The following is a 21,209-nucleotide window of genomic DNA, read 5'->3' as shown; positions in this document are numbered from 1 at the left end:
TGAGAACGCGCAATTAGGCCATAGACCTGCAGGCCCGCGCATAAAAAAACACATGGCCTGCTCCGGCATAGGGAAAGTTCCTGCGTTGCGCAGCCCGCACAGCCGCAGTTCCGGCAGCGCCGGCCTACACCGCGGCCCGGCGTTCTGTCCTAAAGTAGGAGCACGCTGCCAAGCGCACATGATGCCCCTGGCATGCGCTCTGCCTGAACACGGAGTTCCGCACGATGTCACCCCGCCAACCACGCACAGAAGTCACCACCCCGTCCACACCCCGCCCTGCCTGGGTTCGGCCCGCGGCAGGCCTGGCTGGGCTTGCCGTCGGGGCCGCTGCAGCCGCCTTGCTTTGGAAGGGCCTGCGCAACCCGCCCATTCCTGCCACAGTGGAGCCCGTACGCGGCTGGGACATCCAGCGCTACATGGGCCGCTGGTACGAGGTGGCCCGCATAGACCACCGCTTCGAAAAAGGCCTGGAGCGCACCCAGGCCGAATACACGCCGCTTCCCGATGGAAGCGTGCATGTGCTGAACCGGGGCTACGACGCAGGCCGCCGGCGCTGGAAGTCCGCTGAAGGCAAGGCCCGCACGGTGCATGGCCCCGGCGTTGCGGCGCTCAAGGTCTCGTTCTTCGGACCGTTCTACGGCGGCTACAACGTGGTGGCCCTGGATGCCGACTACCGCTGGGCCATGGTGGTCGGCTCGGACCTGCGCTATTTCTGGATTCTTTCGCGCACCCCTGAACTGCCCGATGGCGTGGCAGCGCGCCTGCTGGCCCAGGCCCGGCTGCTGGGCGTGCCCGTGGACAAGGTGCAGTGGATTCTTCAGGACGGGGTCAATCCCACAGGCAGCTGGTAGCGGCCCGGCGGCAGGCCGGCGAACTCAGAACCCTTCGGGCATGCCGTCACCCGAAAAGCCAGCAGCCTCCACCAGCCGCTGGGTATAGGACTCACGCGGCGCGCCCAGCACCTGGGCCACGGGGCCGGATTCGACGATGGCACCATCCTTCATCACCACCACGTCATGGGCCATGGCGCGGATCACGTCCACATCGTGCGTGATGAGCAGATAGGCCAGGCCACGTTCGCGCTGCAGCCGCTGCAGCAGGCCCAGCACCTGCTGCTGAATGGTCACATCCAGCGCACTGGTGGGCTCGTCAAGCACCAGCACTTCAGGCTCCAGCACCAGGGCACGCGCAATGGCGATACGCTGGCGCTGGCCCCCGGAGAACTCATGCGGATAGCGATCGAGCAGACCGGGGAACTGCTCATCCGTCAGCCCGACGGCAGACAGCATGTCCACGACACGGTCACGGCGCTGCCGCCCCGTGAGCGCCGGGGCGTGCACGCGCAGGCCCTCGCCAACGATCTGCTCCAGCGTCAGCCGTGGCGACAGCGATGAATACGGGTCCTGGAACACCACTTGCACCTTGCGCCGCAGCGCAAGATTGGCCGGCGAGTTGCGCGTGGCCGGCTGCCTCCAGGCCTGGCCAGCGATGCGCAGCTGGCCTTCATGCGGCAGCAGTCCCAGCACGGCCTGGGCCAGCGTGGACTTGCCCGAGCCCGACTCCCCGACCACACCCACGGTGCGCCCGGGCATCAGGTCCAAGTCGGCGGACTGCACGGCAACAAAACGCCCCTGGCCAAACCAGCCGCGCACGCCCGTCAACGGCACCGGGTAGCTGACCTTGAGGCCCTGCGCATGGACCAGCGGCTCGGGAGCCGCCCCCGGTATACCGGCCTGCGCCTCGACCAGATCGCGGCGCGGCACACTGGCCAGCAGCTTGCGCGTGTAGGCATGGCGCGGAGCTGCCATGACCGCCGGCACCTCGCCCTGCTCCACCAGCTGCCCGCGCTCCATCACCGCCACGCGATCGGCAAAGCGCCGCACCAGGTGCAGGTCGTGGGTGATCATCAGCACGGCCATGCCGGTCTGGCGTTGCAGGTCATCGAGCAATTGCAGGATCTGTCCGCGCAGCGTGACGTCAAGCGCCGTGGTCGGCTCATCGGCCAGCAGCAGGCGCGGGCTGCTGGCCAGTGCCATGGCGATCATGGCGCGCTGACGCTGGCCGCCGCTGAGCTGATGCGGAAAGGCGCGGGCACGGCGCACGGGCTCGGCAATGCCCGTGGTCGCCAGCAGTTCGGCCGCCTGGGCCAGGGACTGCGCCCGCGTCAGCCCCTGCTTGAGGCGCAGCACCTCGCCCACCTGTTCGCCCACGGTCATCAGCGGATTGAGCGCCGTCATGGGCTCCTGGAAGATCATGGCCACGTCGCCGCCGCGCACGGCCCGCATCTCGCGCTCGGGCAGGCGCAGGAGGTCGCGGCCGTCGAAAAGCGCCTGCCCGCCCTGCTGGGCGTCACCGGCCAGCCGCAGCAGGGACAGCGCCGTGATGGTCTTGCCCGAACCGGACTCACCCACCAGCGCCAGCTTCTCACCGGCCGCCAGATCGAAGCTCACGCCGTGCACCACGTCCTTGCTGCCAAAGCGCACGCGCAGGTTGCGCACAGACAGCAGCGTCCGGCCGCGACCGGGGGCGGAAGGCATGTCCATTGCCGGCTGCTCTGCGTTCATGCGGCGTCCTTCGCATCAACGGCCGGGGCTGCATCGGTGGCAGCGGCCTTGCGCGGGTCCAGGGCATCGCGCAGCGCATCGCCCATGAAGGTCAGCAGCAGCAGCGTCACCACCAGCACCGCAAAGGTGGACAGCGAGATCCACCAGGCATCGATGCTGTTCTTGCCCTGGCTCAGCAGCTCGCCCAGGCTGGGCGTATCGGGCGGAACGCCCAGGCCCAGGAAATCAAGCGAAGTCAGCGCCAGGATGGCTGCACTCATGCGAAACGGCAAAAAGGTGACCACGGGCGTCATGCTGTTGGGCAGCAGATGGCGCCAGATCAGCGCGCCATTGCCCACGCCCAGCGCACGCGCCGACTTCACGTAGTCGAGCTGGCGGTTGCGCAGGAATTCGGCCCGCACATAGTCCGACAGCCCCATCCAGCCGAACAGCGACAGCAGCACCAGCAGCAGCGAGACGCTGGGCGCCAGCACCGCGCTGAAGATGATCAGCAGATACAGCTCGGGCATGGAGCCCCAGATCTCGATGAAGCGCTGAAACGCCAGATCGGTCCTGCCGCCGAAAAAGCCCTGGATGGCCCCCGTCACCACGCCCAGCACCACGCCGGAGGCCGTCAGCGCCAGCGCAAACAGCACGCTCACGCGAAAGCCGTAGATCAGTTGCGCCAGCAGATCGCGCCCGCGATCATCCGTGCCCAGCAGGTTCTCGCGCGAGGGCGGCGCCGGATTGGGCAAGCTCGCAAAGTAGTTGAGTGCCTGCGGCCCGTAGGGATTGAGCGTGTACAGCGCCCAGTTGCCACCCTGGCTCAGGCGATCCCGGATGTAGGGATCCAGATAGTCGGCCGCCGTCTCGAAGTCGCCGCCGAAGGTCTTCTCGGAATAATCGTTCCACAGCGGCCAGTAGGTCTGGCCTTCGTAGCGCACCACCAGGGGCCGGTCGTTGCTGATCAGCTCGGCGCCCAGGCTCAGCACCACCATCACGCAAAAAGCGACCAGGCTCCAATATCCCAGCCGATTGCGCCTGAACCGCAGCCAGGCCCGCCGCGCCGGCGAAACCGCCGCCGCCGCCAGCGGTGCAGGCGCCCCAGCCCCCGGCAGCCCCGTTCCAGAAACCACAACGGATTGCATTTCAGTGTCCATGTCGCTCCAGGAAACGAAGCCCGGCGCCACGCGCCGCCCGTCCGCCCCCCGTGATACAGGGCGCCGTGCATACCGGGCAAGCCGCGAAGCGGCTCGGAAGGTACCTAGTCAAACCGTACACGCGGATCCACCCACACATAACAAAGATCGCTGACCAGCTTGGTCACCAGGCCGATCAGCGTGAACAGGTACAGCGTGCCCAGCACCACGGGATAGTCGCGCCGTATCACGCTGTCATAGCTGAGCAGGCCCAGGCCGTCCAGCGAGAACAGCGTTTCTATCAGCAGCGAGCCCGTGAAGAAGGCACCGATGAAGGCGGCCGGAAAGCCGGTGACGATGGGAATCAGCGCATTGCGCAGCACATGCCGATAAAGCACCTGCCGCTCCGACAGGCCCTTGGCGCGGGCTGTCAGCACATATTGCTTGCGGATCTCTTCCAGAAAGGCATTCTTGGTGAGCATGGCGGTGATGGCGAAGCTGCCCGCCACCATGGCCGTGACCGGCAGCGCGATATGCCATAGATAGTCCACGATGCGCGCGCCCCAGGACAGCTCATCCCAGTTGGCCGAGGTCAGCCCGCGCAGCGGAAACCATTGCAGCTGCCCGCCGAAGATCACCAGCAGCGCCACGCCCAGCACAAAGCCCGGAATCGCATAGCCCACCAGGATCAGCAGCGTGGTGAAGAAGTCGAAACGCGAGCCGGCACGCACGGCCTTGGCAATGCCCAGGGGCACGGCCACGAGGTAGCTGATGAAAAAGGTCCACAGGCCCAGGCTGGCCGAGACCGGCAGCTTCTCCTTGATCAGCTGCCAGACATCCTTGTTCTGAAAGAAACTGCGCCCCAGATCGAACCGCGCGAACTGCCCGAGCATCTGGAAGAAGCGCTCATGGGCCGGCTTGTCAAACCCGTAGAGGGCCTTGATCTGCTCTATGCGCTGGGGGTCCACCCCCTGGTTGCCACGGTAGGCCAGGCCACCGCCTTCGCCGCCACGGCCAACGCTGGCCTTGGCTTCGGCAAGGTACTGCTCCACCGGGCCACCGGGCACGAACTGCACGACCACGAAGGTCAGCAGCAGCACGCCCAGCAGGGTCGGCACCATCAGCAGCAAGCGTTTGAGTATGTAGGCCCACATAAGAAGTCCTGCATTATGTCGATTGCCGGGGGGCACCCCGGCCCGGGAGCGTGCCCATCATGCAACGGATCGCAACGATGCGGCGGCAGCGCCCGCTCATGGAGGCGGCGCGGTCAGCACCGGCATGCGGGCCCACCAGGTATCCATGGCCCAGCTCTCGCCCTTCGCGTAGGCGGGAACCACGGCGGGCCGCACCAGCCGCCAGGAGTCGTAGACCATGCGGTGCGTTCCCGCGCTCCACTGCGGAATCAGGTAGTGTCCATGCGCGATGACACGCTCCAGTGCGTGGCACGCGGGCAACAGCTGCGCCTCGGTCTTGGCCTCGGTCATGCGCCGGATCAAGGCATCGACGGCGGGATTCTTGACTCCGGGAAAATTGCCCGAGCCGTCCGTGTCCGCCGCCCGACTGCCGAACAGGTCGGCGAATTCCTGGCCCGGGTTGTTCGTGCCCTGGTAGGCAATGGAGATGATGTCGTAGTCGAACTTCTCCACGCGCTGCTGGTACAGCGCGAAGTCCGCCGAACGAAAGCGCAGCCGTATGCCCAGCTTTTCCAGATTGCGTATCCAGGGCGAGACCTGGCGTATGCCCGACTCGCTGCTGTCCAGGTACTCCAGCTCCATGGCCTGGCCCCGCGCATTGCGCAGCACGCCATCCTGAATGGTCCAGCCGGCATCGGCCAGCAATTGCCGCGCCTGGCGCAGGTTGGCACGCAGCGAGTTGTTGCCATCGGTGCGCGGCGGCTCGGCCATGGGGCCGAAAGCCTCCGGCGGAATGCTCTTGCGCAGGGGCTCCATGAGCGCCAGCTCCTCTGGCGAGGGCTCGCCATGGGTCTCGCAGGCCGTGTTGCCGAACAGCCCGCGCACGCGCTGGTAGGAGCCGTAGAACATCTGCCGGTTCATCCATTCGTAGTCCAGGGCCAGGTCCAGCGCACGGCGAACGCGCACGTCCTGCAGCAAAGGGCGCCGGGTGTTGAGCACATAGCTCTGGAACCCCGAGGGCAGCTTGTTGCTGAATTCGCCCTTGACCAGCTCGCCCCGGTCGAAGCGCTTGCCGTACAGGCGCCGCGCCCAGTCGCCGGCGCTGTAAAAACGCATCAGGTCGAACTCGCCGGCCTTCAGCGCTTCCAGCTTCGCCGTGTTGTCGCGGTAGATTTTGACGGAGATGCGGTCGAAATTGGCCGTGCCCACGCGCGCGGGCAGATCGCGCCCCCAGTAGTCCGGGTCGCGCACATAGGTGATGTCCTTGCCGAAGCGCACAGGTCCTATCCTGTAGGGCCCACTGCCGATGGGCGTATCCGTCACCACCTGGTCGAAGGGCTTGGGCTTGCCGTTTTCCATGCCCCAGTCGCGGCTGAAGACGGGAATGGCGCCCACAACCAGCGGCAGTTCCCGGTTCGGCTGCTTGAAGCGAAAGCGCACCGTGCGTTCATCCAGCACGTCGACCCCCGCCACATCGAAGAACAGCGATCGGTAGCCAGGCAATGCGTGCGGCCCCACCAGCGTGTCATAGCTGAACTTGACATCGGCAGCCAGCACGGGCTTGCCGTTGTGAAAGCGCGCTTGCGGCCGCAGCCGGAACGTGGCCGACAGGCCGTCGGGGGCAGCCTGCACATCCTCTGCCAGCAGTCCGTAGCCCGTGGCGGTCTCGTCCAGCGAGGGCCACAGCAGGGTGTCGAACATCAGTTCGGCCAGATAGGCCGGAGACGATCCCTTGATGGTGAACGGGTTGTACTTGTCAAAGGTGGAGATGCGCAGGTTGCTCACCAGGCGCAGCTCGCCGCCCTTGGGGGCCTTGGCGTTGACATAGTCGAAATGGCTGAAGCCCTCGGCATAGCGGGGCTCTCCCCACAGGGCATAGGCATGCGAGCCCCACGCCGGCACACACGCCGAGGCCAGCAGCAGCGAAGAAATCATCCAATGGCGCATGCGACAATTCTGCACCACGCAGCCAGCCGCCCGCTGGCAAACGCTGACGCGGGGCCCCGCCTTCGCCGCCAGCTGCTGCGCACTTCCACTCACTTCCTCTGGAGAACAACAATGGGCTTTCTCGCCGGTAAAAAACTGCTGATCACGGGCGTTCTGTCCAACCGCTCCATCGCCTACGGCATCGCCAAGGCCTGCCACGCACAGGGCGCGGAGCTGGCGTTCAGCTATGTAGGCGAGCGCTTCAAGGACCGCATCACCGAATTCGCTGCAGAATTCGACTCCAAGCTGATCTTTGACTGCGACGTGGCCGACGACGCCCAGATCGACAAGCTGTTCGCCGACCTGGGCGCCACCTGGGGCAAGTTCGACGGCTTCGTGCACAGCATCGGCTTCGCGCCGCGCGAGGCCATCGCCGGCAACTTCCTGGAAGGCCTGTCGCGCGAGGGCTTCAAGATCGCGCACGACATCAGCGCCTACAGCTTCCCCGCGATGGCCAAGGCGGCCCTGCCTTACCTCAATGACAAGTCCTCGCTGCTGACGCTGTCGTACCTGGGCGCGCTGCGCTCCATCCCCAACTACAACACCATGGGCCTGGCCAAGGCATCGCTGGAAGCCTCGGTGCGCTACCTGGCCGAGGCCGTGGGCCGCACGGCAGACGGCCGCGCCATCCGCGCCAACGGCATCTCGGCCGGCCCCATCAAGACGCTGGCCGCATCGGGCATCAAGGACTTCGGCAAGCTGCTGGGCCGCGTGGCCGATGCATCGCCGCTGCGCCGCAACGTGACCATCGAGGATGTGGGCAATGTGGCCGCCTTCCTGCTGTCGGACCTGGCCTCGGGCGTGACGGCCGAGATCACCTACGTGGACGGCGGCTTCAGCCAGACTGCAGGCCTGTCGGCCGACCAGGTCTAAGCGGCCACCGCCGCCCGACCGGCCCCGCAGGCATTGCCGCCTGCGGGGTTTTTTTTCGCCCGGAACCCACGACTGCGGGTCCTGCCTGCACGCGCAAGGAAATACACATCGGCTTGACTGAGGTCATTTTTGTTTTGAATGAGAATGATTCTCATGAATAATACAATTCTCAGATCAATATCAAGGAATCTCTGAAACCCTCGGAGCCAGCAGAGATGCAAGCAACCCCTGACCTCAGCCTGCCCTCTCCCGTTCCAGCCCCCATCGATGCTGCACTGCAGGCCTCGTCCCGGGTCTTCGACATCGCGGCAACGGCCCTGCCCTCGCGGCTGGCGCACTGACTGCAGGTCTCGCCCCCCACACGCCTTACGACGCACCGATTTCCCCCGTAGTCCCTGAAAGAAACCACATGAGCAACTACACCCTGCCTCCCCTGAACTACGCCTACGACGCGCTGGAGCCCCATATCGATGCGCAGACCATGGAGATCCACTACACCAAGCACCATCAGGCCTATGTGAACAACCTGAATGCCGCACTCAAGGACACGCCGCACGGCAGCCAGCCCGTGGAGCAGCTGATCGCCGACCTGTCCCTGCTGCCCGAAGGCGTGCGCGGCGCCGTGCGCAACAACGGCGGCGGCCATGCCAACCACAGCCTGTTCTGGACCGTGATGGCCCCGGCAGACCAGGGTGGCGGAGGCGCCCCCTCGGGCGAACTGGCCCAGGCCATCGACAGGGAGCTGGGGGGCTTCGATGCCTTCAAGGCCGCCTTCACCCAGGCCGCGCTCACGCGCTTTGGCAGCGGCTGGGCGTGGCTCGTGGTGGGCAAGGACGGCAAGCTGGCCGTGGAAAGCAGCGGCAACCAGGACAGCCCGCTGATGGCCGGCATCGGCTCCGGAGCCACCCCCATCCTGGGCCTGGACGTGTGGGAACACGCCTACTACCTCAAGTACCAGAATCGCCGCCCCGAATACATCGCGGCGTTCTACAACGTAGTCAGCTGGGCCGAAGTGGCCCGCCGCTACGCCGCAGCCCGCGGCTGATCGGCCAAGCCTGCCCGCCAACGCCCCAACCCATTCCCGACCAGCATGGATCTGCCACAACGCTTCCGCTCCAAGACCAGCGTACGGTCAAACATCCGCCTGTGGATCGGCCTGGCCATCATGATGGCCGGCGCCTGGGCGCTCACCAGCCAGTTCTGGGCCTATGCCCAGAACCATCCGGTGGTCTTCCAGGCTCTGGCCGGCGGCTCGGCAGCCGCGCTGGCGACAGCCCTGGGCACCGTGCCCGTGATGCTGTCCCAGCGCCTGTCCGAGCGCACGCAGGACACCTTGTTCGGCTTTGGCGCCGGCGTCATGCTGGCGGCCTGCGCCTTCTCGCTGATCCTGCCGGGGCTGGAAGCGGTGCGTACGCAGGGCCTTTTTGGGGGCGGGGGCTGGGCGGCAGGCGCTGTCATCGGCACGGCAATCCTGCTGGGCGGCGCGGCGCTCATGCTCATGGACCGGCTGCTGCCGCACGAGCACTTCATCAAGGGCCGCGAAGGCCTGGACCCGCAAGGCGCGCGCAAGCTGCAGCGCACCTGGCTGTTCGTCTTTGCCATTGCCCTGCACAACCTGCCCGAAGGCCTGGCCATCGGCGTGGGCTATGCGGGCAACGACGGACTGCGCGCCAATGCGCTGGCCACAGGCATTGCCATCCAGGATGTGCCCGAGGGCCTGGTGGTCGCCGTGGCCCTGCTGGCTGCGGGCTACAAGCGCAGCTTTGCCGTGGCGCTGGGCATGGCATCGGGCCTGGTGGAGCCGCTGGGCGCCGTGCTGGGCGCAGTCATCGTCAGCGGCTCGGCCGCGCTGCTTCCCTGGGGCCTGGGCTTTGCGGCAGGCGCCATGCTCTTCGTGATCAGCCACGAGATCATTCCCGAGTCGCACCGCAAGGGCCACGAGGCCTTTGCCACGGGCGGCCTCATGCTGGGCTTTGTGCTGATGATGGTGCTGGACACGGCGCTGGGCTGAGTCCGCGCACCGCGCACGCCTGGCTCAGGGCAGCAAGAGCCCCAGCTCCCGCGCCGCCGCCAGCACATGGCGGGCGTGGCGCTCCTCGTAGCGGTGGGCTGGCATGGTCAGTGTCAGTGCCGCTGCCAACTCTCCATCGCGCTTGAAGACCGGGGCAGAAATCCCGGCGATCTCCCGGTGCCTGTCTCCCACCATGGCGCAGTAGCCATCGGCGCGCACGCGGGCCAGCTGCGTGCGGCTGCCGCCGCGCGATGCGGCGTACAGCTCGGCATCGAACGCGGACAGCACCCGCCCGCCCGCACCCTGCCCCAGCGGCAGCAGATCGCCGGTGCGCGCATGGTCGCGCACGGGGTGGGGCGAATCCACGCGGTACAGGCACAGCCGGTCCTGCCCCTGGCGCACGTGGTAGGCCGCACTCTCGCCCGTGGCCTGCACCAGGGTACGCAGCACGGGCATGACCACGCTGTCCAGCGAGAAATGCCGGGCATATACGGTGTTCAGCCGTGCCACGGCCGGCCCCACGGCATAGCGGCCATCATCCAGGCGCAACACCCAGCCGCCATGTTCGAGCGAAGCCAGCAGCCGCAGCACGGTGCTCTTGTACAGGCGCGTGCGTTCCGACAGCTGGGCCAGCGTCAGCCCGTCATCTCCGTCGCGAAAGGCGGCCAGCAGGCTCAAGGCCCGGTCCACCGCAGCCACGCCGCCCGGCGCGGCGTTCTCGTCGGCTACCGATTCCGTCACTGATTTGCGAGGCATATCGAAGGCACCCAAGGGAAAACCCCAGGCACGCAGGCTTGACGATGGCGCGTGCAGCAGGGAATATTTCAATAGAGAGAATCAAGTTCTATCTATTAGAACGACTCAAGCAACTGATGTCAACAGGCGAATCCTGCGGTCATCGCCACCCACCACCGAATGTCCCTGCCCATGTCCTCCCACCGTTTTGACGTACTCATCAGCGAAGTCGGCCCGCGCGATGGCCTGCAGTCCGTGGCCTCCACCATGTCCACAGCGCACAAGCTGGCGTGGATCGACGCCCTGGCCCATGCGGGCCTGCAGGAGATCGAGGTCGGCTCCTTCGTCTCGCCCAAGCTGCTGCCCCAGATGGCCGACGCGGCCGAGGTGGTCGCCCACGCCATCACGCTGCCCGGCGTCACCGTGATGGCCCTGGTCCCCAATCTGCGCGGTGCCGAGGCTGCGCTGCGCGCCGGCGTCCACAAGGTCACGCTGCCCGTATCGGCCAGCCCCGCGCACTCCATGGCCAATGTGCGCAAGACCCCCATGCAGATGGTGGACGAGGTGCGGGCCATTGCCGCGCTGCGCGACGAGATCGCACCGCATGCCCTGATCGAGGCGGGCATCTCCACGGCCTTCGGCTGCACGCTGCAGGGCCTGGTGCCCGAGGACGAAGTGATTGCACTGGCCCTGGCCTGCGTGGCAGCCGGCGCCGACGAATCGGGCCTGTCCGACACCACGGGCATGGCCAACCCGGCCCAGGTGCGGCGCCTGTTCACACGGCTGCGCGCCGAGCTGGGCGAACATGCAGGCGCGGCCCACATGCACAATACGCGCGGCCTGGGCCTGGCCAACTGCCTGGCCGCCTACGAGGCTGGCGCGCGCACCTTCGATGCCTCGCTGGCCGGCCTGGGTGGCTGCCCGTACGCGCCCGGTGCCTCGGGCAACGTGGTCACCGAAGACCTGGTCTTCATGTTCGAGGCCATGGGCATCCGCACCGGCGTGGACATCGATCGCCTGATCGCCGCCCGCCAGCCGCTGGCCGCTGGCCTGCCCGGCGAGGAGCTGCACGGCATGACGCCGCTGGCCGGACTGCCCAAGGGCTTTGCGCCCCACCCCTACGCACCGGCCTGAGCCGCGGCGACAACCCATTCATTCATTCACCGTTTCCCATGAGCCAACCCACCTCCCCCGACACGGCCGCAGGCCAGGCCACGCCACTGCCCTACGCAGGCATCCGCGTGGTCGAGTTCACCCACATGGTCATGGGCCCGTCCTGCGGCATGATGCTGGCCGACCTGGGCGCCGAAGTCATCAAGGTCGAGCCCGTGGGCCACGGCCGCGACGGCGATGCCACGCGCAAGCTGCTGGGTTCGGGCTCGGGCTTTTTCCCGCTGTTCAACCGCAACAAGAAGAGCGTGACGCTGGACCTGCAGACCGAGGAAGGCAAGCAGGCCGCGCTGCGCCTGATCGCCACGGCCGACGTGGTCTGCGAGAACTTCAAGCCCGGCACCATGCGCAAGCTGGGGCTGGACTACGACAGCCTCAAGGACCGCTTCGAGCGCCTCATCTACGTGAGCCACAAGGGCTTTCTGCCAGGCCCCTACGAGCACCGCACGGCGCTGGACGAGGTGGTGCAGATGATGGGCGGCCTGGCCTACATGACGGGCCGCCCCGGCGACCCGCTGCGCGCCGGTGCCAGCGTCAACGACATCATGGGCGGCATGTTCGGCGCCATGGGCGCGATGGCTGCCCTGGCCCAGCGCGAGAAGACCGGGCGCGGCCAGGAAGTGCAAAGCGCACTGTTCGAGAACAACATCTTCCTGGTCGCCCAGCACATGATGCAGTTCGCCGTCACCGGCAAGCCGGCCGCGCCCATGCCGGCACGCATCTCGGCCTGGGCCATCTACGACGTGTTCGAGGTCCAGGGCGGCGAGCAGATCTTCCTGGCCGTGGTCAGCGACGGCGCCTGGCGCCTGTTCTGCGATGCCTTCGGCCTGGGCGAGCTGCGCGACGATCCGCGCCTTGGCAGCAACAACGACCGCGTGCTGGCGCGCAGCTGGCTGATGCCGCTGCTGCGCGAGAAGATGGCCCCGCACAGCGCCGCCCACATTGCCGAGGTCTTCGAGAAGAACGGCCTGCCCTTCGCCCCCATCGCACGCCCGCAGGACCTGCTGCAAGACCCGCACCTGAACGCCACGGGCGCGCTGGCCCCCATCACCCTGCCCGATGGCCGCGAGACCAAGACCGTGCTGCTGCCCTTCACGCTGGACGGCAAGCGCCTGGATGTGCGCCTGTCGCCCCCGCGCCTGGGCGAGCACAGCCTGGAGATCCTCACCGCACTGGGCTACAGCAGCGAGCAGGCCCTGGCCCTGGCCCGGGGCGAGGCCACCGACAGCCACGCCAAGGCCTCCCATTGATGCCAGGCTGAGCCACTGAAGCCGCCGCCGTCCACCCGACGCGCGGCGCCCCTGCAACCTTGCACCCCATCCACCCCACACCGGACGACGCTTGCCGCGCGCCCGGCGGGGAGGCCTTTTCCCAAAAATTCCCGGAGACAACACCATGCCCGCCATCCACCGCAACCCGGCCGCCCAAAACCGGACACAGACACTGACCCAGGCCCGCCCTTGTTCCGCCCCGCGCCGCCAGTTGTTGCTGTGCGCCCTGCCCGCATTGGCTGCCGCCCTGCTCCCCCTGGCGGCCCAGGCCCAGCCCGGCAACTGGCCCTCGCGCGCCGTGCGCATGGTCGTGCCCTACACGCCGGGCGGCGGCACGGACGCGGTCGCGCGCCAGATCAGCGAGCGCGTGGGCACGCTGAACCAATGGACCGTGGTGGTGGACAACAAGCCCGGCGCGGGCGGCAACATCGGGCTGGATGCGGTGGCCAAGTCCGCGCCGGATGGCTATACCTTCGGCATGGGCCAGACCGCCAACCTCGCCATCAACCCCGCCCTGCTGCCCAGCATGCCCTTCAACCCCCGCACCGACCTGATCCCCGTGGCCCTGGTCGCCGCCCAGCCCACGGTGCTGGTCGTGCCGCAGGACTCGCCATGGAAATCGGTGCAGGACCTGGTCAAGGCCGCCAAGGCCGACCCGGGCGGCATCCGCCAGGGACTGGCATCGACGGGCACGGTGGGCCACCTGGCCGGCGAGATGCTGGCCTTCAAGGCCGGCATCCAGGTGCTCAACGTGCCCTACAAGGGCGCAGCGCCGGCCGTGACCGACCTGCTGGGCAAGCAGACGCACTACATGTTCGGCACGCCCCAGGCCGTCTATCCGCTGCTCAAGGGCGGCAAGCTGCGCGCCCTGGCAGTGACCTCGGCCAGGCGCCTGCCCATCCTGCCGGAGGTACCCACCGTGGCCGAGTCGGGCTATGCAGGCTTCGAGGCCGTGGACTGGAAGCTGATCGTCGCGCCCAAGGGCACGCCGGCCGCCGTCGTGCAGAAGATGAATACCGCCGTGAACGCGGCCCTGCAGCAGCCCGCCGTGCAGCAGCAACTGCAGGCCGAGGGCAGCACGGCCCTGGGCGGCAGCATGCAGGACGCGGCCCGGTACCTGCTCAAGGAGCAGACGGACTGGGCCGCGCTGATCCGCGATGCCAGGATCCGCCTGGAGTGAGCGGCAAACAGCGGGCAAGAAAAAAGGCGCGGCGCCCCTTGCGGGCACCGCGCCTTTTTGACGGGCCGTCGTCAGCCGGCCAGCCGATCAGATCGTGCGGCCGAAGGGGCCATCATCGCCCACCTGCACCATCTTGCGGCCACGCGCCGGCTTGGCAGCCGTGCCGACTTCCGGCGCCGACCCGGCCTTGCGGGCCGCTGCGGGGCGCTTGGCCGGCGCCTTGACGGCAGCAGCCTTCACGGCCTTTTTGGCAGCGGGCTTTGCCGCAGCCTTGGCAGCCGGCTTGGCCGCCGCCTTGGCCGCTGCGGATTTTCCGGCCACAGACTTGCCGGCAGCCGGCACCTTGCGGGCAGGAGCGGCCTGGGCCACGCAGTCGGCGTAGTAGCGCACCTCGCCGTCCGCGTCCTCCAGCTCCACCAGGCCGTGGATGTCGGTCTCGAAGCCAGGGCACTCCTTGGCGAACTCACGCGCGAACAGCAGGTAATCCACGATCTTGCGGTTGAACACCTCGCCGGGGATCAGCAGCGGAATGCCGGGCGGGTACGGCGTGACCAGGCCCACGGTGATGCGGCCTTCCAGGTGGTCGATTTCCACGCGCTCGGTCTTGCGGTGCGCGATGTGGGCGTAGGCATCGCTGGGCTTCATCGCGGGCTTGAGGTCCGACAGATACATCTCGGTCGTCAGGCGGGCGATGTCGTACTTGGCGTACAGCTCGTGCACGTGCTGGCACAGGTCGCGCAGGCCCATGCGCTCGTAGCGGCGGTGCTGCTGGCAGAACTCGGGCAGGATGCGTGCCAGCGGCTGGTTGCGGTCGTAGTCGTCCTTGAACTGCTGCAGCGCCGTCAGCATGGTGTTCCAGCGGCCCTTGGTGATGCCGATGGTGAACATGATGAAGAACGAGTACAGGCCCGTCTTCTCCACCACCACGCCGTGCTCGGCCAGGTACTTGGTCACGATGGAGGCCGGGATGCCCGTGTCCGAGAAATCGCCGTCCAGGTCCAGGCCCGGCGTCACGATGGTGGACTTGATCGGGTCCAGCATGTTGAAGCCGTCGGCCAGTTCGCCAAAGCCGTGCCAGTTGTCGAACTCCTTGCCGTTCTTGGCCTTGGAGCGCTTGGGCGCCGCGTCCTGGCCGCGGATGATCCAGTCCTGGGCCGAGCCGACGCCTTCATCGGCCAGCTTCTCGGGACCCCAGACCTCGAACCACCAGTCGTCGTCGCCGAACTCGTCTTCGACCTTGCGCATGGCACGGCGGAAGTCCAGCGCCTCCAGAATCGACTCTTCCACCAGGGCCGTGCCGCCGGGCGGCTCCATCATCGCGGCGGCCACGTCGCAGCTGGCGATGATGCTGTACTGGGGGCTGGTCGAGGTGTGCATCAGGTACGCCTCGTTGAACAGGTGGTGGTCCAGCTTTTCGGTCTGGCTGTCCTGCACCAGCACATGCGATGCCTGGCTGATGCCGGCCAGCAGCTTGTGGATGGACTGCGTGGCATACACCACCGAGTGCTTGGGGCGCGCGCGCTTCTTGCCCATGGCGTGGTAGCTGCCATAGAACGGGTGGAAGGCCGCGTGCGGCAGCCAGGCCTCATCGAAGTGCAGGTTGGCCACATAGCCGTCCAGCATGCTCTTGATGGTCTCGGTGTTGTAGAGCACGCCGTCGTAGGTGGACTGCGTCAGCGTCAGCACGCGGGGCTTGACCGTCTTGGCATCCACGCCCTTGAGCAGCGGATTGGCCGCGATCTTGGCCTGGATGGACTCCACCGAGAACTCGCTTTGCGGGATCGGGCCGATGATGCCGAAGTGGTTGCGCGTGGGCTTGAGGAACACCGGAATCGCACCCGTCATGATGATGGAGTGCAGGATGGACTTGTGGCAGTTGCGGTCCACCACGACCACGTCGCCGGGCGCCACGGCGTGGTGCCAGACGATCTTGTTCGACGTGGACGTGCCGTTGGTCACGAAGTAGCAGTGATCGGCATTGAAGATGCGCGCGGCATTGCGCTCGCTCTCGCCGATGGCGCCGTTGTGGTCCAGCAATTGGCCCAGTTCCTCCACCGCGTTGCACACGTCGGCGCGCAGCATGTTCTCGCCGTAGAACTGGTGGTACATCTGGCCCACGGGGCTCTTGAGGAAGGCCACGCCGCCCGAGTGTCCGGGGCAGTGCCAGCTGTAGGAGCCGTCTTCCGCATAGTCCAGCAGCGCCTTGAAGAACGGCGGCTGCACACCTTCCAGGTAGCTCTTGGCCTCGCGGATGATGTGCTTGGCCACGAACTCCGGCGTGTCCTCGAACATGTGGATGAAGCCGTGCAGCTCGCGCAGGATGTCGTTGGGCAGGTGGCGGCTGGTCTTGGTCTCGCCGTAGATGTAGATCGGCACATCGGCGTTCTTGCGGCGCACTTCGCCGATGAAGCTGCGCAGGCTGTGGATCACGGGATCGCTTTCGCCACCCAGCGAGAACTCCTCGTCATCGATGGACAGGATGAAGGCACTGGCCCGGCTTTGCTGCTGCGCGAACTGCGACAGGTCGCCGTAGCTGGTCACCCCCAGCACCTCGAAACCTTCTTGCTCGATGGCCTGTGCCAGGGCGCGGATGCCCAGGCCCGAGGTGTTCTCGGAACGGTAGTCCTCGTCGATGATGACGATGGGAAAGCGAAACTTCATGGGGGCAGCCTCCGTAACCTGAGCGGGCCTAAAAAACGAAACAGGCGCGAAGTGTAAGGAATATCCTTATTGCGCCTTTGAAGCGTGCGGCTTTTCACCCAGAATGTGGTGCACTAAACACAAGCAACCGTCATAAACAGGGAGTCTGGGAATGGAATATTCCACCATCTGGTGGCTCGTCGCCGGCGCATTGGTCATCGCCGAATTGCTGACCGGCAGCTTCTATCTGCTGATGCTGGCACTGGGCGCCATCGTTGGCGCGCTGTGCGCCCACATGGGCCTGGCGCCCATTGCCCAGCTCGTCATTGCCGCCGTGCTCGGCAGCGCCTTCGTACTGGCCTGCTACCTGGTGCGCCGGCGCCTGCCCAGCCGCCAGCCCGCCTCCAGCAACCGCGACGTCAACCTCGATGTCGGCGAATCCGTCATGGTCGAGCAATGGAACTCCGACGGCACGGCCCAGGTCCGCTACCGCGGCGCCCAATGGACCGTGATCAGCCGTCCGGGCAACCTGCCCTCTGCCGGCATGCACCGCGTGGCCGAGGTCGTCGGCAACCGGCTGCTGGTGGACAAACTCTGATTGCCCATCCCCACGCCCGCGCTTCACGGCGCGGGCATCTGCATCGGGCATAGTGGCAGGCACCATCCGCCAGCCGTCCCGCCGCCCTCTTGTTTCACCGAACGCCCCTCCGGGGCCTGGAGACACCATGGAAATCGCCATCGTCATTCTGGTCATCGCGGCCATCTTCATCGCACGGTCCATCAAGGTCGTGCCCCAGCAGCACGCCTGGGTCAAGGAACGCCTCGGCAAGTACGCCGGCACGCTCACGCCCGGCCTGAACTTCCTCGTGCCCTTCGTGGACCGCGTGGCCTACAAGCACAGCCTCAAGGAAATCCCGCTGGACGTGCCCAGCCAGGTCTGCATCACGCGCGACAACACCCAGCTGCAGGTGGATGGCATCCTCTACTTCCAGGTCACCGACCCCATGCGCGCCAGCTACGGCTCGTCCAACTACATCATGGCCGTCACCCAGCTGGCCCAGACCTCGCTGCGTTCCGTGATCGGCAAGCTCGAACTGGACAAGACCTTCGAGGAGCGCGACATGATCAACGCCCAGGTGGTCTCCGCCATCGACGAGGCCGCGCTCAACTGGGGCGTGAAGGTGCTGCGCTATGAAATCAAGGACCTGACGCCGCCGGCCGAAATCCTGCGCTCCATGCAGGCCCAGATCACGGCCGAGCGCGAAAAGCGCGCCCTGATCGCAGCCTCCGAAGGCCGCCGCCAGGAACAGATCAACATCGCCACGGGCGAGCGCGAAGCCTTTATCGCCCGCTCCGAAGGCGAGAAGCAGGCCGTCATCAACAAGGCCCAGGGCGAGGCCGAATCCATCAAGGCGGTCGCAGACGCCACGGCCCAGGCCATCGAACGCGTGGCCAACGCCATCCGCCAGCCCGGTGGCGAGCAGGCCGTGCAGCTCAAGGTCGCCGAAAAGGCCGTCGAGGCCTATGGCCAGGTTGCCTCTGACGCCACCACCACGCTGATCGTGCCCAGCAACATGACCGAAGTCTCCAGCCTGATCACCTCGGCCATGAAGATGATCCAGACCGGCCAGCGCACCAGCTGAGAGCCGCCGCCACGCCATGAACAACGGGCCATCGCGGCCCGTTTTTCATTGCAGCGGTGTTGTGCGGATCAGGCGGGTGCGCCCACCTGCTGCACCAGGCCCATGGCGAAGCGCCCATGGCCCACGGACCAGTCCGAGTAGTCGTTCTCATGCATGAAGATGAACACGTCGGCCGGCGCCACCCCCGCCCCTTCATGCAGATTGCGCGCAATGGCCGCATACAAGGCCTTCTTCATCGCATCGCTGCGCCCGCGCCGCATGGTGATCTCGACCACCACCACGGCATCCGAACGCGCCACCCCGTTGAAACTGCGGCTGAACGCGAACTGCCCGGGAGCGTACGGGTGCACCATGTTGAACAGTTCGTCCTCGGGCATGCCGATGCCCTCCACCAGGGCGCGGTGAATGCCCTGCACGGCGGCATCGCGCTGGGAAGTGGAGGTGGACTGGGGCAGATAGGTGTGGACGAAGGGCATGGTGCTATGTGCTTTGGGATCGAATGGAGATGGAAAGTCCGGCCAGAATCCACGCAGGATTGCCAGCCGAAGCGGCAAATCTACCGACCGGCCCATGGCCTGAAAAGCGATGATTCGGCCGGTTCTATGTACCTGGAACTCACATAGCCTCCACCCGCCCCGTGACCCGACCCATGACCCGACCCATGACCCGCCGCCTGCCCCCGCTGGCCGCCCTGCGCGCCTTTGAAGCCGCCGCACGCCTGGGCCGCATGACGGCGGCGGCGGACGAGCTGTGCGTCTCGCCCGGCGCCGTCAGCCGCCAGGTCAGGCAGCTGGAGCAGCACCTGGGCCTGCCGCTGTTCGCAGGCACCAAGGCCCGCCCCACGCTCACTGCGGCAGCGCGCACCCTGCAGCCGGCGCTGACCCAGGCCTTCGAGCAGATCCATGAGGCGGTGCGCAGCCTGGGCGACGCCCACGAAGGCCCTCTGGACGTGGCCTGCTTCAGCACCTTCACCGTCAAATGGCTGATCCCCCGGCTGTTCGACTTTCACGCGCACCACCCCGGCATCGAGGTGCGCCTGCGCACTACCGACACCGGCACCGACGCTGCACACGAAGGCTGCGACCTGCTCATCACGGCCATCACGCACGACAGCGGCGAGGCCCTTGCAGACAACGAGACGTCCCTGCCTCTTTTCGCCGAATACCTGGGCCCGGTGATGTCCCCGGCCATGGCAGGACGCCTCCAGCAGCCTGAAGACCTGGCCAGCCTCCCCTTGCTGCACACGCGCGGCCGGCGCAACGCCTGGGACCTGTGGGCCGCCTCCATGGACATGGCCCCGCCCGCAGCGGCCGGCCCCGTCTACGAGCACTACTACTTCACGCTGGAAGCCGCGCTGCGCGGCCTGGGCGCGGCCGTCGCCCCCTGGCACCTGGTGATGGACGACGTGCAGGCCGGCCGCCTGCTGGCGCCCTTCGGCTTCACGGCCTCCGGCTACCGCTACCTGGCGCTGCGCCGCAGCACTGCGGCGCAGACCCGGCTCGACATCTTCTGCAACTGGCTGCAGGCGCAGGCACGGGCCATGCCCGAAGCGCCAGCCGTCCAGGGCATATCGATCACGCATGCAGGAAACTTCGCGGCCACCCCAAAAAATCGATGCTAGAATCGCGGTCTTCGGAGAGGTGGATGAGCGGTTTAAGTCGCACGCCTGGAAAGCGTGTGTGGGCTAATCCCCACCGCGGGTTCGAATCCCGCCCTCTCCGCCAAAATGATCTAAGCCCTTGATTGATTCAATCAAGGGCTTTTTTCTTTGCGCAGCGTGACCACAAGGCAGGCATCAGGTCATCGAGCTGGATGCGCTGGGTGATGAAGGGCTCGAGGTTGATCTTGCCCTCCTCGACCAGCTTGATGGTTTCCTGGTGGTCGTTGCAGTAAGCAATGGTGCCGCGCACGTCCAGCTGCTTCATGACCACGCTGTGCACGTTCGAACGACACATCCACGCCCTTGCCGCCGGTGAGCTTCATCACCTCGGCCGCCACGTCCACCTCGGAGGGGTCCAGGATGTGATCGGCCACGCCCGATTCACGCGCCTTTTGCTTGCACTTGGCACTGAGCTCGGTGATGACGACGGTCAGGCCCTTGGCCTTGAGGATGGCCGACAGCAGCAGGCCGATGGGGCCGGCGCCGCCCACCAGCCGGCCTTCGCTCCGCTGCGGGTGTAGGCATGGTGGCCCACGGACAGCGGCTCGATCAGCGCGGCCTGGTCCAGTGGAATGGCATCGGAGATGGGATGCACCCAGCGGCGCTTGACGGCAATCCGCTCGGACAGCCCGCCACCACGCCCGAGAACTCATGCCCCATGGTGATGGATGCGGACTCGCCCGAGATGGGATGCGGGTGGCCGCAGGGCGGGATGAAGATCGGCCCTTCCATGAACTCATGCAGATCCGTGCCGCAGATGCCGCACCAGGCCACCTCGATGCCCACGGTGCCGGGCTCCACCACGGGTTCGGGGATGTCCTCGATGCGGATGTCGCCCCGGTCGTGGAAACGTGCTGCTTTCATGATTGAACTTTCTGTTTTGCAAGGCTGGGTTGGCGGGCGGCACAGCCGCCCCATGGCGACTATTCGGCCTTACCGCAGGTGATGAACTTGCTGCAGGTAACTGCGCAGCCATTCCCGAGGCACTGCTGGAGAGCGAGCTGTTCGGCTACCTGCCCGGCACCTGGACCGGCGGCGCCAGCAAGGGCCGCGAAGGGCTGATTGCTGCGGCACACGAGGGCACGCTGTTCCTTGACGAGATCGGCGACATGCCCCTGGCCCTGCAGGCTAAGCTGCTGCGGGTGCTGTCCGAATCCGAAATCACTCCCTTGGGCGCGCGCGCGCCACGGGCGGCGGCGGTGCGCTTCATCTCGGCCTCGCACCA

At 66.8% G+C, this 21,209-nt stretch carries 18 protein-coding genes, 1 tRNA gene and 2 pseudogenes; 13 read left to right on the top strand and 8 right to left on the bottom strand.

Annotated features, from left to right (window positions below):
* Nucleotides 1-224: 224 nt before the first annotated feature.
* Nucleotides 225-851, top strand: a complete 627-nt coding sequence (locus ACF8O7_RS26040; protein WP_016448892.1) for a lipocalin family protein — start codon at nucleotides 225-227, stop codon at nucleotides 849-851.
* A gap of 24 nt (nucleotides 852-875) precedes the next feature.
* On the opposite strand, the gene ACF8O7_RS26035 is transcribed toward ACF8O7_RS26040, so the two are convergent.
* The 4 genes from ACF8O7_RS26035 to ACF8O7_RS26020 form a co-directional block, all read right to left on the bottom strand.
* Nucleotides 876-2,564, bottom strand: a complete 1,689-nt coding sequence (locus tag ACF8O7_RS26035; protein WP_126311986.1) for an ABC transporter ATP-binding protein — start codon at nucleotides 2,562-2,564, stop codon at nucleotides 876-878.
* Nucleotides 2,561-3,703: an ABC transporter permease gene (locus ACF8O7_RS26030; protein WP_074924285.1), complete on the bottom strand. Its 1,143-nt coding sequence runs from the start codon at nucleotides 3,701-3,703 to the stop codon at nucleotides 2,561-2,563. Before ACF8O7_RS26030 ends, ACF8O7_RS26035 begins: the two co-directional genes overlap by 4 nt.
* Before the next feature lie 104 nt (nucleotides 3,704-3,807).
* A complete protein-coding gene (locus ACF8O7_RS26025; protein WP_016448895.1) occupies nucleotides 3,808-4,836 on the bottom strand; it encodes a microcin C ABC transporter permease YejB in 1,029 nt (342 codons plus the stop codon).
* 96 nt (nucleotides 4,837-4,932) lie between these two features.
* Nucleotides 4,933-6,750 (bottom strand): extracellular solute-binding protein, encoded by a 1,818-nt coding sequence (locus ACF8O7_RS26020; RefSeq protein ID WP_016448896.1) that lies wholly within the window; start codon nucleotides 6,748-6,750, stop codon nucleotides 4,933-4,935.
* A gap of 123 nt (nucleotides 6,751-6,873) precedes the next feature.
* Between ACF8O7_RS26020 and fabI the strand changes: the two genes are divergently transcribed.
* The 4 genes from fabI (at nucleotide 6,874) to ACF8O7_RS26000 (ending at nucleotide 9,685) form a co-directional block, all read left to right on the top strand.
* Nucleotides 6,874-7,674, top strand: coding sequence for an enoyl-ACP reductase FabI (gene fabI / locus ACF8O7_RS26015; protein ID WP_016448897.1), 801 nt, complete (start codon nucleotides 6,874-6,876; stop codon nucleotides 7,672-7,674).
* Nucleotides 7,675-7,889: 215 nt separating this feature from the next.
* Nucleotides 7,890-8,015: a hypothetical protein gene (locus ACF8O7_RS26010; protein ID WP_016448898.1), complete on the top strand. Its 126-nt coding sequence runs from the start codon at nucleotides 7,890-7,892 to the stop codon at nucleotides 8,013-8,015.
* Nucleotides 8,016-8,083: 68 nt separating this feature from the next.
* Nucleotides 8,084-8,719 carry a superoxide dismutase gene (locus tag ACF8O7_RS26005; protein ID WP_043790189.1) on the top strand — a complete coding sequence of 212 codons (636 nt, stop codon included), beginning with the start codon at nucleotides 8,084-8,086 and terminating at the stop codon, nucleotides 8,717-8,719.
* A 45-nt stretch (nucleotides 8,720-8,764) separates the two neighbouring features.
* Nucleotides 8,765-9,685, top strand: coding sequence for a ZIP family metal transporter (locus tag ACF8O7_RS26000; protein ID WP_016448900.1), 921 nt, complete (start codon nucleotides 8,765-8,767; stop codon nucleotides 9,683-9,685).
* A 24-nt stretch (nucleotides 9,686-9,709) separates the two neighbouring features.
* Here the strand turns inward: ACF8O7_RS26000 and ACF8O7_RS25995 are convergent, their stop codons facing one another.
* On the bottom strand, nucleotides 9,710-10,441 hold the full coding sequence (locus tag ACF8O7_RS25995) for an IclR family transcriptional regulator (RefSeq protein WP_034364346.1): 732 nt from the start codon (nucleotides 10,439-10,441) through the stop codon (nucleotides 9,710-9,712).
* A 159-nt stretch (nucleotides 10,442-10,600) separates the two neighbouring features.
* Here ACF8O7_RS25995 and ACF8O7_RS25990 point away from each other — a divergent pair, with 159 nt between their 5' ends.
* From ACF8O7_RS25990 to ACF8O7_RS25980, 3 genes are all read left to right on the top strand, one after another.
* A complete protein-coding gene (locus ACF8O7_RS25990) occupies nucleotides 10,601-11,554 on the top strand; it encodes a hydroxymethylglutaryl-CoA lyase (RefSeq protein WP_126311988.1) in 954 nt (317 codons plus the stop codon).
* Between the two features lie 38 nt (nucleotides 11,555-11,592).
* Nucleotides 11,593-12,840, top strand: coding sequence for a CaiB/BaiF CoA-transferase family protein (locus tag ACF8O7_RS25985; RefSeq protein ID WP_126311989.1), 1,248 nt, complete (start codon nucleotides 11,593-11,595; stop codon nucleotides 12,838-12,840).
* A 145-nt stretch (nucleotides 12,841-12,985) separates the two neighbouring features.
* Nucleotides 12,986-14,041, top strand: coding sequence for a tripartite tricarboxylate transporter substrate binding protein (locus ACF8O7_RS25980; RefSeq protein WP_017403993.1), 1,056 nt, complete (start codon nucleotides 12,986-12,988; stop codon nucleotides 14,039-14,041).
* An 87-nt stretch (nucleotides 14,042-14,128) separates the two neighbouring features.
* Here the strand turns inward: ACF8O7_RS25980 and ACF8O7_RS25975 are convergent, their stop codons facing one another.
* A complete protein-coding gene (locus tag ACF8O7_RS25975) occupies nucleotides 14,129-16,702 on the bottom strand; it encodes an arginine/lysine/ornithine decarboxylase (protein WP_016452397.1) in 2,574 nt (857 codons plus the stop codon).
* 151 nt (nucleotides 16,703-16,853) lie between these two features.
* Between ACF8O7_RS25975 and ACF8O7_RS25970 the strand changes: the two genes are divergently transcribed.
* Nucleotides 16,854-17,279 carry an NfeD family protein gene (locus ACF8O7_RS25970; RefSeq protein WP_016448906.1) on the top strand — a complete coding sequence of 142 codons (426 nt, stop codon included), beginning with the start codon at nucleotides 16,854-16,856 and terminating at the stop codon, nucleotides 17,277-17,279.
* Nucleotides 17,280-17,406: 127 nt separating this feature from the next.
* Nucleotides 17,407-18,324, top strand: coding sequence for an SPFH domain-containing protein (locus ACF8O7_RS25965; RefSeq protein WP_016448907.1), 918 nt, complete (start codon nucleotides 17,407-17,409; stop codon nucleotides 18,322-18,324).
* Nucleotides 18,325-18,392: 68 nt separating this feature from the next.
* Here ACF8O7_RS25965 and ACF8O7_RS25960 read toward each other — a convergent pair whose 3' ends face one another.
* Complete coding sequence (locus ACF8O7_RS25960) at nucleotides 18,393-18,800, bottom strand: tautomerase family protein (protein WP_074924276.1); 408 nt, start codon at nucleotides 18,798-18,800, stop codon at nucleotides 18,393-18,395.
* 185 nt (nucleotides 18,801-18,985) lie between these two features.
* Between ACF8O7_RS25960 and ACF8O7_RS25955 the strand changes: the two genes are divergently transcribed.
* Nucleotides 18,986-19,945: a LysR substrate-binding domain-containing protein gene (locus ACF8O7_RS25955; protein ID WP_126311990.1), complete on the top strand. Its 960-nt coding sequence runs from the start codon at nucleotides 18,986-18,988 to the stop codon at nucleotides 19,943-19,945.
* Between the two features lie 13 nt (nucleotides 19,946-19,958).
* Nucleotides 19,959-20,048, top strand: a tRNA-Ser gene (locus ACF8O7_RS25950).
* A 69-nt stretch (nucleotides 20,049-20,117) separates the two neighbouring features.
* Here the strand turns inward: ACF8O7_RS25950 and ACF8O7_RS25945 are convergent.
* Nucleotides 20,118-20,848: pseudogene (locus tag ACF8O7_RS25945) on the bottom strand (zinc-binding dehydrogenase); the annotation flags it as partial.
* 98 nt (nucleotides 20,849-20,946) lie between these two features.
* On the opposite strand from ACF8O7_RS25945, the pseudogene ACF8O7_RS25940 reads away from it, so the two are divergent.
* A pseudogene (locus tag ACF8O7_RS25940) lies at nucleotides 20,947-21,209 on the top strand (sigma 54-interacting transcriptional regulator); the annotation flags it as partial.

The organism is Delftia sp. WSY_16 (assembly GCF_043104415.1).
In the GTDB taxonomy this organism is placed as follows: Bacteria; Pseudomonadota; Gammaproteobacteria; order Burkholderiales; family Burkholderiaceae_C; genus Comamonas; species Comamonas tsuruhatensis.
Note: the sequence above shows the minus strand (reverse complement) of the source record. Positions and strands in the feature narration are given on the sequence as shown.

What these genes read in the sequence shown, in the direction of transcription:
- ACF8O7_RS26040 (WP_016448892.1), top strand. Translation starts at nt 225, where the DNA reads ATGTCACCCCGCCAACCACGCACAGAAGTCACCACCCCGTCCACACCC.
- ACF8O7_RS26035 (WP_126311986.1), bottom strand. Translation starts at nt 2,564, where the DNA reads ATGAACGCAGAGCAGCCGGCAATGGACATGCCTTCCGCCCCCGGTCGC.
- ACF8O7_RS26030 (WP_074924285.1), bottom strand. Translation starts at nt 3,703, where the DNA reads ATGGACACTGAAATGCAATCCGTTGTGGTTTCTGGAACGGGGCTGCCG.
- ACF8O7_RS26025 (WP_016448895.1), bottom strand. Translation starts at nt 4,836, where the DNA reads ATGTGGGCCTACATACTCAAACGCTTGCTGCTGATGGTGCCGACCCTG.
- ACF8O7_RS26020 (WP_016448896.1), bottom strand. Translation starts at nt 6,750, where the DNA reads ATGATTTCTTCGCTGCTGCTGGCCTCGGCGTGTGTGCCGGCGTGGGGC.
- fabI (WP_016448897.1), top strand. Translation starts at nt 6,874, where the DNA reads ATGGGCTTTCTCGCCGGTAAAAAACTGCTGATCACGGGCGTTCTGTCC.
- ACF8O7_RS26010 (WP_016448898.1), top strand. Translation starts at nt 7,890, where the DNA reads ATGCAAGCAACCCCTGACCTCAGCCTGCCCTCTCCCGTTCCAGCCCCC.
- ACF8O7_RS26005 (WP_043790189.1), top strand. Translation starts at nt 8,084, where the DNA reads ATGAGCAACTACACCCTGCCTCCCCTGAACTACGCCTACGACGCGCTG.
- ACF8O7_RS26000 (WP_016448900.1), top strand. Translation starts at nt 8,765, where the DNA reads ATGGATCTGCCACAACGCTTCCGCTCCAAGACCAGCGTACGGTCAAAC.
- ACF8O7_RS25995 (WP_034364346.1), bottom strand. Translation starts at nt 10,441, where the DNA reads ATGCCTCGCAAATCAGTGACGGAATCGGTAGCCGACGAGAACGCCGCG.
- ACF8O7_RS25990 (WP_126311988.1), top strand. Translation starts at nt 10,601, where the DNA reads ATGTCCCTGCCCATGTCCTCCCACCGTTTTGACGTACTCATCAGCGAA.
- ACF8O7_RS25985 (WP_126311989.1), top strand. Translation starts at nt 11,593, where the DNA reads ATGAGCCAACCCACCTCCCCCGACACGGCCGCAGGCCAGGCCACGCCA.
- ACF8O7_RS25980 (WP_017403993.1), top strand. Translation starts at nt 12,986, where the DNA reads ATGCCCGCCATCCACCGCAACCCGGCCGCCCAAAACCGGACACAGACA.
- ACF8O7_RS25975 (WP_016452397.1), bottom strand. Translation starts at nt 16,702, where the DNA reads ATGAAGTTTCGCTTTCCCATCGTCATCATCGACGAGGACTACCGTTCC.
- ACF8O7_RS25970 (WP_016448906.1), top strand. Translation starts at nt 16,854, where the DNA reads ATGGAATATTCCACCATCTGGTGGCTCGTCGCCGGCGCATTGGTCATC.
- ACF8O7_RS25965 (WP_016448907.1), top strand. Translation starts at nt 17,407, where the DNA reads ATGGAAATCGCCATCGTCATTCTGGTCATCGCGGCCATCTTCATCGCA.
- ACF8O7_RS25960 (WP_074924276.1), bottom strand. Translation starts at nt 18,800, where the DNA reads ATGCCCTTCGTCCACACCTATCTGCCCCAGTCCACCTCCACTTCCCAG.
- ACF8O7_RS25955 (WP_126311990.1), top strand. Translation starts at nt 18,986, where the DNA reads ATGACCCGCCGCCTGCCCCCGCTGGCCGCCCTGCGCGCCTTTGAAGCC.